General features: G+C 56.3%; 11 protein-coding genes. 6 read left to right on the forward strand and 5 right to left on the reverse strand.

The window, feature by feature from the left end; genetic code table 11:
* Window positions 1–363: 363 nt before the first annotated feature.
* A complete protein-coding gene (locus tag CGZ80_RS06565; RefSeq protein ID WP_094412572.1) occupies window positions 364–1,071 on the reverse strand; it encodes a class I SAM-dependent methyltransferase in 708 nt (235 codons plus the stop codon).
* Window positions 1,072–1,507: 436 nt separating this feature from the next.
* Between CGZ80_RS06565 and CGZ80_RS06570 the strand changes: the two genes are divergently transcribed.
* The 6 genes from CGZ80_RS06570 to CGZ80_RS06595 all read left to right on the forward strand — a co-directional run bounded on the left by CGZ80_RS06570 (window position 1,508) and on the right by CGZ80_RS06595 (window position 8,576).
* The gene (locus CGZ80_RS06570) at window positions 1,508–3,076 is read left to right on the forward strand and encodes a GumC family protein (RefSeq protein ID WP_158222586.1); all 1,569 of its coding nucleotides are present in this window, start codon (window positions 1,508–1,510) and stop codon (window positions 3,074–3,076) included.
* A gap of 159 nt (window positions 3,077–3,235) precedes the next feature.
* Complete coding sequence (locus tag CGZ80_RS06575; protein ID WP_233148266.1) at window positions 3,236–4,540, forward strand: sugar transferase; 1,305 nt, start codon at window positions 3,236–3,238, stop codon at window positions 4,538–4,540.
* The gene (locus CGZ80_RS06580; RefSeq protein ID WP_233148267.1) at window positions 4,540–5,811 is read left to right on the forward strand and encodes a glycosyltransferase family 4 protein; all 1,272 of its coding nucleotides are present in this window, start codon (window positions 4,540–4,542) and stop codon (window positions 5,809–5,811) included. The genes CGZ80_RS06575 and CGZ80_RS06580 overlap by 1 nt, the downstream gene beginning before the upstream one ends.
* Window positions 5,804–6,802 carry a polysaccharide deacetylase family protein gene (locus CGZ80_RS06585; protein WP_094412726.1) on the forward strand — a complete coding sequence of 333 codons (999 nt, stop codon included), beginning with the start codon at window positions 5,804–5,806 and terminating at the stop codon, window positions 6,800–6,802. The genes CGZ80_RS06580 and CGZ80_RS06585 overlap by 8 nt, the downstream gene beginning before the upstream one ends.
* A complete protein-coding gene (locus tag CGZ80_RS06590) occupies window positions 6,799–7,605 on the forward strand; it encodes a WecB/TagA/CpsF family glycosyltransferase (protein WP_094412576.1) in 807 nt (268 codons plus the stop codon). The genes CGZ80_RS06585 and CGZ80_RS06590 overlap by 4 nt, the downstream gene beginning before the upstream one ends.
* A 104-nt stretch (window positions 7,606–7,709) precedes the next feature.
* Window positions 7,710–8,576 carry a GGDEF domain-containing protein gene (locus CGZ80_RS06595; RefSeq protein ID WP_158222587.1) on the forward strand — a complete coding sequence of 289 codons (867 nt, stop codon included), beginning with the start codon at window positions 7,710–7,712 and terminating at the stop codon, window positions 8,574–8,576.
* A 23-nt stretch (window positions 8,577–8,599) separates the two neighbouring features.
* Here CGZ80_RS06595 and CGZ80_RS06600 read toward each other — a convergent pair whose 3' ends face one another.
* The 4 genes from CGZ80_RS06600 to CGZ80_RS06615 all read right to left on the reverse strand — a co-directional run bounded on the left by CGZ80_RS06600 (window position 8,600) and on the right by CGZ80_RS06615 (window position 14,916).
* Window positions 8,600–9,514, reverse strand: coding sequence for a lactate/malate dehydrogenase family protein (locus CGZ80_RS06600; protein WP_094412580.1), 915 nt, complete (start codon window positions 9,512–9,514; stop codon window positions 8,600–8,602).
* A gap of 70 nt (window positions 9,515–9,584) precedes the next feature.
* Complete coding sequence (locus tag CGZ80_RS06605) at window positions 9,585–10,907, reverse strand: amidohydrolase family protein (protein WP_094412582.1); 1,323 nt, start codon at window positions 10,905–10,907, stop codon at window positions 9,585–9,587.
* The gene (locus CGZ80_RS06610) at window positions 10,907–14,143 is read right to left on the reverse strand and encodes an amidohydrolase family protein (RefSeq protein ID WP_143543776.1); all 3,237 of its coding nucleotides are present in this window, start codon (window positions 14,141–14,143) and stop codon (window positions 10,907–10,909) included. Before CGZ80_RS06610 ends, CGZ80_RS06605 begins: the two co-directional genes overlap by 1 nt.
* A 227-nt stretch (window positions 14,144–14,370) precedes the next feature.
* Window positions 14,371–14,916: a rhodanese-like domain-containing protein gene (locus CGZ80_RS06615; protein ID WP_198953640.1), complete on the reverse strand. Its 546-nt coding sequence runs from the start codon at window positions 14,914–14,916 to the stop codon at window positions 14,371–14,373.
* Between the last annotated feature and the right edge of the window lie 134 nt (window positions 14,917–15,050).

Here is a 15,050-nt window from a genome sequence, read left to right on the forward strand (position 1 = left end):
CAAAAATTGCAGTAATTCCGTTTGTCTCGTTTTTTACCGAGTGAGACATCCAAACGGGCTAACCGAAAAGAGGTGTGCCGATCGCCGTGGCGGTAGGTGTACGGCGTAGCTCCGACAGGTCGCCGCAAGATGCTCTCTCGCAGTGCGCCAGAGGCTAAAACCAAGCTGTTGGGTGGTTCGCGGCAAATCATCGCAATCGCCCCGCGGTGGGAGTGCGGGCGTTCGATTTTCGCCGTCAAAGAGTGCCGTCGCGGGCGCCCTGTGCAACAGCAGCCCGCTTTGGTTTGGTCCGCTTTCCGGTGGGATGAGTTGCCGCGCGATTTTAGATGGCGGCACTGCGATTGCGCGGTAAACCGGAGGTTGCTAGGCAGGCTTGGTCCAGTGCATCGTCCAGTGGCGATCGCTGGTCATCGAGATCTCCGCGTTGTCGAGGCCGCAGGTTTCAGCGATTGCGGCGATCTCGTCAATGGTCAGTGCCGCGTGCAGCGACTGGCGAAGTAGCTGTTGTGCAAACGGCGTCTCGGTGGAGGCGTGCAGTTGCACCAGTTCCTCCACCCGACTTTCTGTCAGTGGACGCGCGAGATCGCGAATGAACAGTCTTCCTCCACGAGCAAGCACGTGTTTTGCGCAGCGAAGCACCTCGGTCGGATCTGGGACGTGGTGCACCAGCGTATTGGAGATGACGGTGTCGGTCGAGTTTGCTTCAAAGTGGTCGAGTGCTTTGCAGTCGGCGTGTTCCAGGAAGACGCGTCCCTGTACGCCTCCCAGTTCCACTTCAAGACGGGCGACGTCCAGCATTTCGATCGCGATGTCAACGCCCATCACTTGGACGTCGGACAGGCGTTGGCAGAGCAGCACTGGGATTTCGCCCGTGCCACATCCAAGGTCCATCACCTTGGTGCCGACCGGTCCGCTGGCGATCAAGTCATCAACGAAGGCGTTGTTGACGGTCGCATGGTCCATCTTCAGGTACTCGCGCGCTTCGTCCTCGCTGTCCATCGCTTCGGGTTCAAGGGTGCGTGGGAGAGGGTGTGGGGGTTCGCCGTTGGGAGTGTGGGCGGTTGGGGGCATGGCTTTAATTCATAAGAGTTAGTGTTTGGCAAGGAAGCCTAGTCGTCTTTGCCTGAGCTTTGGGGGGCGGAAGGTGACATAGGTGTTAAAATCGTCTCAACTATTACCACATTCTGTCATTCGTTAACTACAAATAGTGAACACGATTCGCCGACTGGAACCGTTCGCTTTGATGACTAGTCTTGGGCGCGAGGACGGGTCAGAACAATCCGACGGTTTGTACGCCCAGAGGGTGAAGACAATTGTCGGATTCGCAAAAGTTTTGCCCGCATTTGGCAAAACACAATTCTTTCAATAGCGACGCACTAGGAACATGAATTCAAATGTTGTCGATCCAAATGAAGGCCGCAATGGTCGTCATGTTGGCCAGCGCAACGGTAGTCGAATTCGGGCGGCGGCTTCTCCAGTGCGCGATCGCGAAAGCGGGTGGACTGTCATGACGCCAGCGGATCTTTTGTGCTCGGCGCGAAAGCACTGGTTCTCTGTCATCGTTGTTGCTTTCGTCGTGACGGCGATGTCGTGCGCGGCGTTGCTTGTTCTACCGAACCGCTACGGCAGCGAGGGCATGTTGTATGTCCGATTAGGTCGTGCAGCAGTTACCGTTGACCCCACCGCCCAGAACGCGGGTGGCGCAGTTTCGATTCAAGAAACGCGTTCTGCCGAAGTGCTCAGTGTTGCCGAGATGATTACCAGTCGCGAGATTGCCGAGCGGGCGGTCAAGGACGTGGGAGCGGAGGAAATCTTGCAGCCTCGGTCTTGGATCGATCGGGCAAAGCAATCTTTGGCTGATCTGTTTGCCCGACCGTCCGAGTTTCAAAGCGAACAATACGCCAATCAACTTCGCCATGAAGAAGCGGTCGAACGCGTGCGTAGTTGGCTGAAGGTCAATGTTCCCAAAAACGGCTACACAATCGCCATCGACTGTGCCGGCCCCGACCCCTTCTTGGTTCAACAGATCACTCAGTCGATCCTCGATCAGTACAAGAGCTATCACGTCGAGGCACACCGAAGCGACGGATCATTGCAATTTTTTGAGGGTCAAGTAGCCGAAAGCCGCGAGGTCGCGACGACAGCTCGCGAGTCCTTGCAGCAGGCTCGCAGCGAAGCCGGTTGGACGAGTATCGAATCTGCCGAAACAACACTTCGCGAACGTATCGTCGCGATTCAGGTTTCGTTAGATGCAACACTAAGCGACTTGGCCGAGGCGCAGCAGCGACGTGATTCACTTGGTACACAGTTGGCTGGCACGGAGGAGTGGATTCCCATGGAAGTCACCCGTGGTGTAGCGAACGCGGCTAGCGATTCGATGAAGACGCAACTGTTTGACCAGCAAGTCGTCGAGAGTGAGCAGCTCGCAACGATCAAGCCTGACCACCCACGTTATCGATTGTTGCAACAGAAAATGTCGCGTAGCCAAGACATCGTCGATGACCAGTCGATCGATCGAGAGCTTCGCCGCGAAGCATTGAATCCGCTTTGGCAGCAGATCCAATCCGAGCTCGCACTGGCAACTGCCAAGGCCGACGGACTGAAACAGAAAAGCGAATCGTTGAATGGACGATTGGAGCTAGCGAAGAACGATTTGCTAACGCTCAACAAAGACGCCGTTCGCATTGCTCGCTTGAAGTGGGAAGCAGACATTGCCGAAGAGTCGTTGCTACGACATGCGAGAAGCCTCGAAGAGGCACGCATCATCAATGAACTCGATCAAAACAAGCTGTCCGATGTGACGATCATTCAGGACGCTTCGTTGAATCTCAAGAAGACGGGCCCACCACGAAGTTTGCTGGCAGTTGTCGGTGCCTGTCTTGGGGCGGCTCTCGGGCTGTTTCAAGCGATGCTTCGCCATCCGCTGGCCAGCGATTCGGACGCTCGTGTGCACGAGGTCGTCGAACGAAAGGCGGTGGAGGATTCGTGGAATCGGATTCACGCGGGCCACGGCGAGGATGCCCCCGAAGCAAACGGCCAAGTGGCTGATTCGGCAACGCCGGTATTGCCACGTTAACTCATGCAAGTTGCATGCGTTGTCTGGCGATCGAACATGACAAAACAACTGGACGAAGAAACGAACGCTGCTGAGCGGCATGCGTTCGCTGAAAAAGGGAGACCTCGACACCGCCAACGACTGCCGTTGTCGAGGAATTAGAGAGCATTGGATTGCCCTGTGATTGGCAAGTTATTAACCCGACTATCGATCTCCGCGAGAGTTCGCGATGGCAACTCGTTTCTGCTGACGCAGACGGAGTTCAATCGTGAAGTCACGCGTGAGCGTATTCGCGCCGTTCGGCGGGCGATTCCGTTTTGTGTTATCAGGATTCAGCTGAATGGACGGGAACAACTGCGACGCCGTCGCCGTCTGCTGATCCAGCTTCTGCATCGCCATCTGCGACTGACCGATCACAAGGCTGATTTTGGCGGAACACGTTTTGCCGTTCTGTTGGTGGATACTCCGGAAATGGGTGGCCGTGCGGCACTCGACCGAATCGAGGATCTCTGCGAAGTTCAAGGCCTCAACGCAAGTCTGACGCTCGAGGTGTATGATCCAGAAGGCTTCGATTCCGATGATCCCTCTGCGGCGTCTTCTGCGGATGGACGGCGAGCTGCTGACCGTAGTGTCGAGACCGAAGAAACGAATTGGACTCGGTTTGATTATCCCACACAGTCGCTCAGCCAAGCATCGCTCGATCAGGCGTCGAGTGTCGCTGTCGTGACTGATGTCAGTTCAACGGCGGCGATGCCTCGTTCATTTACGAAACGCACGTCGCTTACTTCTCCAACGCAGACAGCCACAGACAGACAGCCTTTGGTGCGGACGAGCGGTTCGGTGCCGGATTGGTATGCGGCAGACATCTTACGAGGGCCGTCGCCGGTGCGGCGGTTTGCAAAGCGATTGGTTGATATCGTCGGCGCTGCGGTTGGCTTGATTGTATTTGCCCCGGTGTTGTTGCTTTGTGCGGTCGCGATCAAGGTCACCAGTGTTGGACCTGTGTTCTTTTGCCAGGTGCGTGAAGGCCGTGGCGGTGTGCCATTTGTTATTTTTAAGCTCCGTACGATGACCGTGGATGCAGAGATTCGTCAAAGCGAATTGATTGCTTCGAGTCATCGCGACGGACCCGCATTCAAGATCAAGTACGATCCGCGCGTCACGCTGGTTGGGCAGTTTCTGCGTAAGACATGCCTGGACGAATTGCCTCAATTGATCAACGTGCTTCGCGGCGAGATGTCGTTGGTCGGTCCACGTCCGTTGCCCTGGAAAGAAAGCCGGGCATGCAGCGGGTGGCACCGAAGACGACTCGATGTCAAGCCTGGCATGACCTGCCACTGGCAAGTCAATAAGGCCGCCGCACCAACATTTGATGACTGGATGCGGCTGGATCTTCAGTACGTCGACCACGCCACCACATGGCAGGACTTGCAACTGCTTGCCCGGACCACCGTCGTTCCCTTGATGGGCCGAGGGAGTGATTAGTGTCTTCGGAATCCGTGACACCGATGCCAAGTGCAGGGGCGAATGATCGTGTAACGCGGCATCATGCCCCGCTTCCGGCACGCGTCGTTTTCTTGACGCACTATATTCCGCTCTACCAAGTCCGGGTTCTGGAAGAAATCGCCCGAAGTGTTCGTGACTTTCATGTGCTGATCAGTACCCCAATCGAACCCAATCGGCATTTCAAGCCGGATTGGGGAACATTGGATGTCACGGTCCAGAAAACGTTGACTTTACGCCGGCGCTGGAAACATCCCGCTAGCGCAAAATCAGGCGACGCGATTGGCGGTTTTGTCGATCCGTTGTACGTCCACCTTCCCTATGACACCTCAGCCCAGCTTTCGCGGTTGCGGCCTGACGTGGTGATGTCGTTGGAATTGGGGGCACGCTCGCTAGGTGCGATCCGCTATTGCAAACGCAACGCGGATTGCAAAAGCATCTTGTGCACTTACATGAGCGAGCATACCGAACAAAACCGCGGTGCGCTGCGATCGAAGCTGCGGGGATATCTGGTTCGAAACGCTGACGCGATGACGTTCAATGGTCCCTCCTGCGAACGCTATCTGCACAGTGTCGGTGCCGATCCAAAAAAGCTCTATCGTTTGTCCTATGCGGCCGACGATCGCACCGCCTACCAAGGTTCTGTCAGTCGGCGTGAATCTGATGTGCGATCAAAATTGCTGTATGTGGGGCAGCTTAGCGATCGCAAAGGCGTGATGCCGATGCTTGATCAGCTTGCCGGATACTGTCAGCGGAATCCGACGCGACTGGTTGAGCTGCGATTGGCTGGCAGCGGGCCCAATCGCGAGCAAGTCGATTCGTTTTCTGCCCCTGACAACCTACGTGTTTGTTCCCTCGGGAATCTGTCCGCAGGAGAGCTGGCTGGCGAGATGTCCAGCGTTGGCGCGACGATCGCACCGACTCTGGCCGACGAATGGTTGCTCGTTGTCAACGAAGCGTTGCAAGCTGGCTTGCCCGTTATCGGCAGCGTCTATGCCCAGGCGACTACCACGCTGGTTCGGGACGGGGTGAACGGTTGGCAGTATGACCCTTGCCAAGTCGACCCTGAGAAAACACAGTCACTTTCCAACGCACTCGATCAATACTTTGAGCTGTCGGACACAGCGATGGCTGATATGCGATCACGTTGCCGACAGTCGATCGCCCATTGCACGCCAAGGTGGGCAGCGGCAGGGGCGATTCAAGCAATCGCGGACTTTGTCGAGCAATGCGGCGGGGGCCGAGATGTCTGAACCGCAAACACGGTCACGGCGACCGCTGGCCAGCCTGTCGATCGATGTCGACAACAAATGGGCTTACTTGCGTGCCGCCGGGCGTGAAAATTGGGAGTCGTGCGACAGTTATCTGCCGATGGCATTGCGGCGAGTGACCGATATTTTGGGTGAACTTCGTCTGCCACTGACGGCGTTTGTTGTCGGTCGTGATCTGGAAAGCGAGGAGGACGTCGAGGCGATCGATTCGCTGCGGCAACTTGGCGACTGCGAATTGGCGAACCATTCGCTGAACCATCTGCCTTGGATGCACACAATGGATCCGGCAGAGATCGAATGCGAAATTGTTACGACGCACGACCGCTTGTTGTCCGCCTTGGATGCCGAAGCGGTCGGGTTCCGAGGGCCAGGATTTTCTTGCCCGCCCGAAGTCTTGGACGTTTTGTTGCGTCATGGGTACCGCTATGACGCATCCATCTTTCCGACTTCGATCGCGCCTATCGCACGGGCTGTTTTCTTGGCCCGGGCGAAGCTGAAAGGGGAGCAAAAAGAGAAGGCGAAAAAGCTCTATGGCGGTTTTGCTTCGATGCGAAATCCCAATCGACCTTTTGTCCGTTCGGTCGCTAGCGAATCGATCTGGGAAATTCCTGTCACAGTGATGCCTTGGTTGCGAACGCCGATTCACTTCAGCTACTTCACATTTCTGGCAAGCTTTTCGACAGCTGTTGCGAAATCGTATTTGCGAACGGCATTCCGACTGTGTCGTTCGACGGGAACGCCGCCGTCGCTTCTGTTGCATCCACCCGACTTTATGGGACGCGAAGATGATCAGGACATGGCGTATTTCCCAGGGATGAAAACCGCACGCGCCGACAAACTGGAGCTGGTCCGGTGGGCGCTCGCCTTGTATGCAGAAACCTTTGAGGTTTGCACGATGCGAAACCAGATCGAACGCTTGGATGAATCTTCAGCCAACCCATCGCCACACTTTTCGAATCGACGCGAACGATGATTGACCAGGGGAAACGCAACATACTTGGCATCGGTGTCAACGCGATTGACTATCAAGCCGCAGTCGCCAACGTCATTGAGGCTGCAAAGCAGCGACGCCCGTTTACGGTGACTGCATTGGCGGTTCATGGCGTGATGACTGGCGTCGGCGATAACGAACACCGACATCGGTTAAGCGACTTTGATTTGGTCTGCCCCGACGGACAGCCCGTCCGATGGGCGCTGAACTGGTTGCATCGATGTGAGCTATCCGATCGCGTCTATGGTCCGGAGCTGACGCTGCGATTATGCGCTGCCGCCGCTGACGAAGGCGTTTCCGTGTTTCTGTTCGGGGCAACGGACGAAATGCTGAATCGTTTTGCAGAGACACTGCAACGCAAGTTCCCCGGTCTGAAGATTGCCGGGATGAAAGCCAGCCAATTCCGGACGTTGTCCGAGTCGGAAACCGACGCTTTGGCGGACGAAATCAATTCCAGCGGCGCGGGGATTTGCTTTGTCGGACTCGGTTGCCCAAGACAAGAAGTCTTCGCCTTTGAGATGAAGGATAAGATTCAAATGCCGCAAATCGCGGTGGGTGCGGCCTTTGCCTTTCATGCCGGTTTGCTCTCACAGGCTCCTCCCTGGATGCAACGGCGTGGCTTGGAATGGCTGTATCGGCTGGTTTGCGAGCCACGACGTTTGTGGAAACGCTACCTGACAACCAACCCAGCCTTCGTTTGTCATCTGGGGTTACAAAAGCTTGGGATCCTGCATCGAATGCAAGAACGCGGTGTTCAGCCAAGCCAAAGCGTTCGCTACGGATAGTGCCCCCACCATGGCATCGAAACAAGATTGCCGACAAAATGTCATCGCGGGGCGCGGTGGCCGCCCCAAAATCGTGTCGCAGTAGGCAATTGAGATCCCGCTTGATGAATGACGAGTCTGATTTGGCAACACCACGTCGCGCCTGCCTGGTACAGATTTACCCGGCTGATGTGGTCGACGGAATGATGCTGATTCGGGACGAAGCGTTGTTGATCGGCAGTGACGACTGCTGTGATTTGGTGCTGCAAGACCCGAGCGTTTCTCCACAGCATGCGAGGATCCGTCGCGTCGAAAGCGGATTTGAAATCGAGGATCTCTCCAGCGACAGTGGGACCTTTGTTGCTGACCAGTCAGTGCAACGTCATCGCTTGATTTCCGGCGACACCATTCGCCTGGGGATGTATTTGTTTAAATACCTTTCCGCCGGAAGTGTCGAATCAAAGTATCACGAGACACTGTATTCTGCGCTGACCCGCGATGCTTTGACCGGCGCGATGAATCAACGGTACCTTCTGGAGACTCTCGATCGGTCGATCGCGGCGGCCCGTCGGCAAGGCGTCCCGCTTTCGGTGGTGATGATCGATATCGATGACTTTAAAGGCATCAATGATCAATACGGCCACTTGGTGGGTGACGCGGTGCTGCGTGAATTCGGGCAACGGTTGATCGAAACCTGCCGCCCGGACGACCTCGTTGCCCGCTACGGTGGTGAGGAGTTTAGCTTGTTACTTGTCGGCACCGACGCGAGTGATGCGTTGGCGTTAACCCAGCAATGTTGGGAAGCAATTCGCAGGGATCCATTCCGTTCGAATCATGATCCGATTCCGGTTACCGCGAGCTTTGGGGTTGCCTGTTTACAACCGGACGCGGAAGAAACCGGCAACGCATTGTTGCGCCGCGCTGACGAACGGATGTACGACGCCAAGCGAGCGGGCCGCGATCAAGTCATGGGCCCTGTCGATGTCAAATAACTTCACCGCCTAGCAGGCCAGTATTAGGTCAGCCCGACTTGTCGGATCGTTTGCCGTACCGCATCAGCCGAGGCAAGAAACAATTGCTGTTCATCGTCGCTTAGCGGTGGATGCAGAATCCGTGTTACGCCTTCTCGGCCGATCACCGTTGGCAACGACAGGCAAACGTCGTTGACCCCACAGAACCCATCGACCAAAACGCTTAAGGGCATCGTGTGCCGCAGGTCGTAGGCGATCGAATCAAGAATCATGACGGTCGCCATCGCAACGCCATAGTTGGTGAAGCCTTTTAGCTGGGCCACCTTGTATCCCATGCCGACGGTTCGTTGGAAAATCTGTTCGGTGACATCATCACTGAAGAATCGCTCGCCTCCGGTCATGGCGACCGACTTCGCAGCGAATTGCGTGTCGCCGTGTTCGCCAAGGATATACGCCCGAATGTCGTCCGAATGGATTTGAAGTTTTTCGGATAACATCGCGCGATAGCGAACACTGTCGAGCAGCGTTCCCGTGCCGATCACACGCTCTGGCGGAAATCCAGACAGTTTGATCGCCGCATAGGTCAGCATGTCGACGGGGTTCGTCACAATGATCAAGATGGCATTGGGACTGGCTTTGGCGAGTCCCGGAAGCCACTCTCCGAGCAACTTGTAGTTATCCGCCGCGAGTTCGGTTCGCGTCTTCAGTGTCGCGCCGCCATAGGGAATCGATGCGGTAAAGACGATGACGTCGGATTCCTCGGATTCTTCGATGTCACCAGAGCGAATCTGCATGTTGGTGTTGCGAAGGGCGCTGGCGTGCAGCAGGTCCAAGGCATCGCCTTCTGCCTTGTCCGGGGTCCGGTTGATCAGCAACAGTTCCTTGGCAATTGGATTCATGACGCATGCGAAGGCGATTGCCGATCCCACGCGTCCTGTTCCAACGATCGTGATTTTCATCCTTGCTTGATACTTCCTAAAATCTTTCGAGGGAGCTCTTGCGGAGCGAGATAAGTTGCGTGACTTCGCATCAAGGCGTGGGCAGTTTGCCCTGGCGGCGATACTTGATGCGGTACTTCTCGGCCAATGTTTTATGTTTACTGCCCAAGTCGACTTCGGCACCCGCAACGAACGCGCGAGTGACGTTGGATTCGGTTTGCAAAATATCGCCGTTGCTAACGAACAAGGTCGCGTCTTTGCCGGGCGTGATGGAACCGACGCGGTCCGCAATCCCCATGATCTCACAGGGGGAAAGTGTGATTGCGCGAACCGCCTCATCGGCCGGCAAACCGTAGGCCACCGCGACTGCCGCGTGATAAGGCAGGTTTCCGGCTGCGGATCCGCCACCGGGGCTGCCAGATCCGGGGCCGCCAATCGCGAACGTCACGCCGGCTTCGTACAACCGCAGGGGCAGTGTGTACGGAGCGTCATAGGCATCGTCACGGCGGGCGGGAAGACGGTAAGTGCTATGGATGATCACCGGCACCGAACAGCGTTTCAGCATTTCAGCGCATTGTGGCGCGTCGTACCCACCGTAGATGATCGGTCGAATATTCTGCCCAACGCAAAAAGCAACCGCGGCTTCGATTTCACGACGATCATCGGCATCAACGATCATCGGGCATTTGCCTTCGATGACCTTGATCAGTGATTCCAAGCGAAGGTCCGTCGGCGTGGTTTCTGGCGACGCAGTTCGAGCGGCCGCATAGCGTCTAGCTTCATCCAGTCGGTCGGCAAGTTGTTGCAATCGTTCGTCGCGTTGCTTTGCGCGGTCGCCGTCGTTGCGGTTACCCGAGTCAAAGGCTCGCCAGGAAACAACCAGACCTGTATCGGCAGCCAGCAACATGTCTTGGTTGGTCCAGCCATCGAGTTGGATCACCGAGCTTTGGCCACGGATTTCGCCACGACGCGGTGCGATCGAAGCGAGCAGCACTCCGTTGGAGCGGGCCACCGGAATCAACTCGCTGTCCGGATTGACTGCGACATGCGGATTCAAGTTTCCGTTTTCGCTGCCGACTTCGTCGGTGTCGATCGTCGATCGCGTACTGCCGATCTCGCTCAAGCCCAGGTTTGACATCGACTCCATCAGCCCGGGATAGACGTGCTGGCCTTCGATTGAAATCGATTCGCAGTTTTCCGGCAGTTCGACATCGCTGCCGACAGCCGTGATTTTTCCATCGGCAAACACAACGATCCCGTTCTCAATCGTCTCGCCGTCGATGGTGTGAACGGTGCCGTCGACCAAAGCGATCGGGTGGGATTGCGGGGCGCCGGGGATTTGGTCATGGGCGGCGGCGGACAGACTCGCGAACATCATCGCGACTGCCGCAACGTTTGAAAGAACCGTTTTCATTAGAATGCCTCCGCGTGATCGCTTTCGTGTTGGTGCTCGGCATGGTCGTGATCGTGGTCATGACCGTGGCAGAATTCGTCGAATCGCAACCAGCGATCTTCTTCTTCAACTTCGTGTTCTTCGCCAGCGTCTGTTTCGGTGTCACCAGCCAAGATGTAATTGATCAGCGACGTTTTCCAGCTTTGGTCGCGTTCGCGTAGCTGCTGATCTTTTTGCAGCGAGAACATCTCGCGGCCATCGACCCATGTCTGTTCACAGCGGGACAGCGTCGAAAGTGGCGGTCCGCTCCAAACGACAAGGTCCGCGTCTTTGCCCGTTTCGATCGAGCCGACGCGATTGTCGATTCGCAATTGTTTCGCCGGGTTCAGCGTGACAAACTTTAACGCTTCTTCCGCTGACACGCCGCCGTACTTCATCGCCTTGGCGGCTTCAGTGTTTAGGTGACGGGCGAGTTCCTGGTCGTCGCTATTGAAAGACACGACCAAGCCGATGTCATGCATGATCGCACCGTTGTCCGGGATCGCGTCATAGACTTCGAACTTGTACGCCCACCAATCAGAAAACGAGGACGCCATCGCACCATGTTCCAGCATGCGATCGGCAACTTTGTAGCCTTCAAGGATGTGTTGCAGCGAACCAATCGTGATCTCGAATTCATCGAGCAAATCCAGCAACGTGATGATTTCGTCTTGGCGATAGCTATGGCAGTGGATCCAGCGTTCGCCGCGAAGGATCTCGGCGATCGCTTCGAGCTCCAGGTCGAAACGCGGCGGCAACGCATCACGTTTGCCTTCGCGGTAACGCTGCTGCGCGTCCATGTATTCCTTTGCCGCCAAGAATCGATCCTTCATGATTTCGGGAACGCCCATGCGGCTGCCGGGATAGCGTGTCGAGCGGTCGCCGCCGTTGCTGCGTTTGACGTTTTCACCCAACGCAAACTTGATCCCCGCTGGTGCCGATTCGAACTTCATCGCTTCCATCGAATCGCCCCAGCGAAGTTTGATGACCTGGTTCTGGCCACCGATCGGGTTTGCCGATCCGTGCAGGATATTTGAACTCGTTAAGCCGCCGGCGAGTTGGCGATAGATACTGATATCGGTGTTGTCGATGAAGTCGCTGATGCGGACCTCGGCGGTGATCGCTTGCCCTGCTTCGTTGATTCCGCCATCCGTTCCCATGTGCGAGTGGCAATCGATCAGTCCAGGACTGATGTGTTTGCCGCTGGCATCAACGACCTGGCAATCCTGTGGTGCGTTCAGTTCTTGCCCGATCGTTTGGATCTTGCCATCGACGACCAGAACGTCAGCCGATTCCAGAACGCCTTCTGGGCCACAGGTCCACACGGTCGCGCCGCGGAACAGAACGGACTTCGGTGAAGCCACCGCCGATTCGACGCCGTATCCTCCGAGCGGATAGTTGATCGCGATTTCCTTTAGCGAATGAAACGTTGGTGCTTTGTCCGCTTCTTTTTCGCTCTTTTCCTTCTCGTCAGCTTGATCGTCTTCTGGTTCGGAACGTTCCCATGTCGGATGAAGTTGTGTGCCGTCGGGCAATCGCAAGCTGGCAAACAGTGATGGGGCTTCGTCGCCCGGCTTCTGTGCAGTGACAATCGTCAATCGAGTCGGACCCTTGGGCAATCGTTCGTCAGCCTTTGAGAGGTCCGCCCAAGCGGTGATTCGATCCGTAGCGTGCGTCAAGCCTTTGAGGTCGACGCGTTTCGGTTCCGGCGTTTTGTCCGCTGATTCGTCCTTCGCGTCAGTCTCTTCGTTTTCTGATTCATCACTGTCCGATTCATCCGATTCTGGTTGTGACTCTGGCAGGTCGACTTGGATGAATTTGCCTGTCCATTTCTTTTTGTCTTGGACAAGTTCCATGATCAGCGGCACATCTTGGTCAGCGACAGAGAGGGTCGCCTCCCATTTGCCCGCCAATGCTTCGGCTTTTGTTTCTGGAGCATGCTCGTACCGGTTGCCGTTGACCCACGTTTCCAGCAGTTTGGATTGCTTGGCGAAGAGATCGCCATCGAAGATCAATAGGTTGGCTGCAAATCCGGGTTGGATCTGTCCGACAACGTGATCGATCGCAAGCAGTGACGCTGGCGTTGTCGTCATCGCGGCGAGGGCGTCATCGGGGGCGAGTCCACGTTCAACCGCTTTGCGAACGTTTTCAAGATAGGACTTGGCGTTGTCCAGCCCGTCGGTTGTCAAACAAATCGTGACGCCTGCGTCTGCGAGGCGTTTTGGGTTTTCGGGAGCAAAGTGCCAGTGCATCAACTCACGAAGTTCGACGTCATCGGCTGCTGCTTCGCTGGTCACATCAGGTGGCTTGGGGAAATCGACAGGGATCAGCAACGGCAATCCATACTTGGCGATCGCATCCGCATCGCGGTATTCACGTCCGCTGCCATGCAAGATCGCTTGCAGAGAAAACTCGCGAGCGATGGAGCCAGCTCGGATCGCCATACGTTCGTTTTGTGCGTCCAAGATAAAGACGCCTTCGGTGAGACTCTTGGCCAAGCACGCCAAATCATCGTTCCGAACCGGAGGCGACAGTTTTGGGTTTGCTTCCCATGCCTTTTGGGCGCTGACATACCAATTCGCATCGTGCAAGGTCTGTCGCAGCAACGCGACCGCTCCCATCGGCGAATTCGGATAGCCGTCGCGGCGACGATCACGCGGGATCGTCAACTGTGCGTGTTGTGCGACGTCTTCTTTCAGCAAGCTGCCGCCGTTGTCTCGGTCAAGCGTTACGACGCAGCTGGAACCTTTGATGATGCCGCCACGCGGGGCGACCATCCGAACCGCAATTCCTTGTTTGCGAAAGGCGTCTGATTGCGAGACACTGCTTGCCGCCGCGACAGCAGACCGACGTGGCAAGATGTAGCCGTTCCAATGTTTGACGCCATCGTCGGGGATTTCGTCGACGTCGATTTCACTGTAAGCGTCGATGAATGCAGGGTAGATCATTTTGCCGCTGCAGTCGATAACGAGGGCACCCGCCGGCGGCGTCAAATCCTTGCCGACCGCTATGATCGATTGGCCATCGACCAAGATCGAAGTTTCAGTTGCGACGCTGCCCGGCCGCCGAACGACCGTCGCGTTTTGAAGCAGCGTGATTTGCACCGGGTTGGTGCGTAGCCCGACCGTCGGACGGGCCTCTCGAGTCGTTTGGGCCTGAGTGGTCGGTGTGAAAACACACACGATCAAACATCCCAGTAAACAGCCAAAGCGTCGCATTGAATCCTCGCGGCAGTCGAAACGGCGATAGTCGTCAGTCAACCAGCCGCCAGGATAGTCAATGCAGAAACGGGATGTGGCGTCTCAATTGCAAAGGTCGACCAAGCGCCGAACGCTTGGCGATTGCGTGAATGCCTGCTCCGATGGCAAGCCTTTTTTGCGAGGATCAGCGATCGCACTAACGCCGTCGGTGCGGCTGATCACAGAAGTATTCCCCGCCCGGCTAGCTAGTCCGTAATCGCTTCGTAGCGACTTGGGATTTTGTAGCGGTCGCTAAAGACATGGACGCGGTTCGTCGCTTTGCCTTCCGGGGTGACCACCGGCAGCTCCGCACCGCACCAGCCCAGGATGCTGCCTTTAAAGTTCTTGACGTCGAAGCCTTCGTCGCGAAGTTGCGACGCATATCGACTGCTGCGGCCGCCACTCAAGCAATAAACGATGACCGTTTTATCTTTGTACTTCTGAGACTCTTTCTCAAACTGCGCTTTGGTAATCGCGCCGGGAATCATCGAGACATCGATCTCTTTATCTGATCGGACGTCGACCAGCACAAATGGCGATTTGACCGATTGGTTCTCCTCCTTGGCCTTGTCCTCGAGCGTCTTTTGCCGGTCCAGCTTGGCTTTCAAGTCTTTGACGTCAATCGTTTCGACAGGATTGAGTGCGGAGAACAACGATCCCAGTTGAGCGGAGGCCGTGGGGAGCGTCGCGAATGTCAAAATGCCAAATGTCATCATCGCGACGGAGGTGGAAAGCCAGCGGCGTGGTTTCATCGTTCAGTTCCTGTTGATGGGGATGCATTGAGTGGTGCAACAGTGCAGGGTAAGTGTCAGACGCAATGTTGAAAAGCGAAGAACTTCCGCCAATCGCCGCCGGCAATAGGCCAACGGAACCGCGTTCGGTGGCT

Origin of the sequence: Rhodopirellula sp. MGV, assembly GCF_002251265.1 — a bacterium.
GTDB lineage: Bacteria > Planctomycetota > Planctomycetia > Pirellulales > Pirellulaceae > Stieleria > Stieleria baltica_A.

What these genes read in the sequence shown, in the direction of transcription:
- CGZ80_RS06600 (WP_094412580.1), bottom strand. Translation starts at nt 9,514, where the DNA reads ATGAAAATCACGATCGTTGGAACAGGACGCGTGGGATCGGCAATCGCC.
- CGZ80_RS06565 (WP_094412572.1), bottom strand. Translation starts at nt 1,071, where the DNA reads ATGCCCCCAACCGCCCACACTCCCAACGGCGAACCCCCACACCCTCTC.
- CGZ80_RS06585 (WP_094412726.1), top strand. Translation starts at nt 5,804, where the DNA reads ATGTCTGAACCGCAAACACGGTCACGGCGACCGCTGGCCAGCCTGTCG.
- CGZ80_RS06570 (WP_158222586.1), top strand. Translation starts at nt 1,508, where the DNA reads ATGACGCCAGCGGATCTTTTGTGCTCGGCGCGAAAGCACTGGTTCTCT.
- CGZ80_RS06595 (WP_158222587.1), top strand. Translation starts at nt 7,710, where the DNA reads ATGAATGACGAGTCTGATTTGGCAACACCACGTCGCGCCTGCCTGGTA.
- CGZ80_RS06590 (WP_094412576.1), top strand. Translation starts at nt 6,799, where the DNA reads ATGATTGACCAGGGGAAACGCAACATACTTGGCATCGGTGTCAACGCG.
- CGZ80_RS06610 (WP_143543776.1), bottom strand. Translation starts at nt 14,143, where the DNA reads ATGCGACGCTTTGGCTGTTTACTGGGATGTTTGATCGTGTGTGTTTTC.
- CGZ80_RS06605 (WP_094412582.1), bottom strand. Translation starts at nt 10,907, where the DNA reads ATGAAAACGGTTCTTTCAAACGTTGCGGCAGTCGCGATGATGTTCGCG.
- CGZ80_RS06615 (WP_198953640.1), bottom strand. Translation starts at nt 14,916, where the DNA reads ATGAAACCACGCCGCTGGCTTTCCACCTCCGTCGCGATGATGACATTT.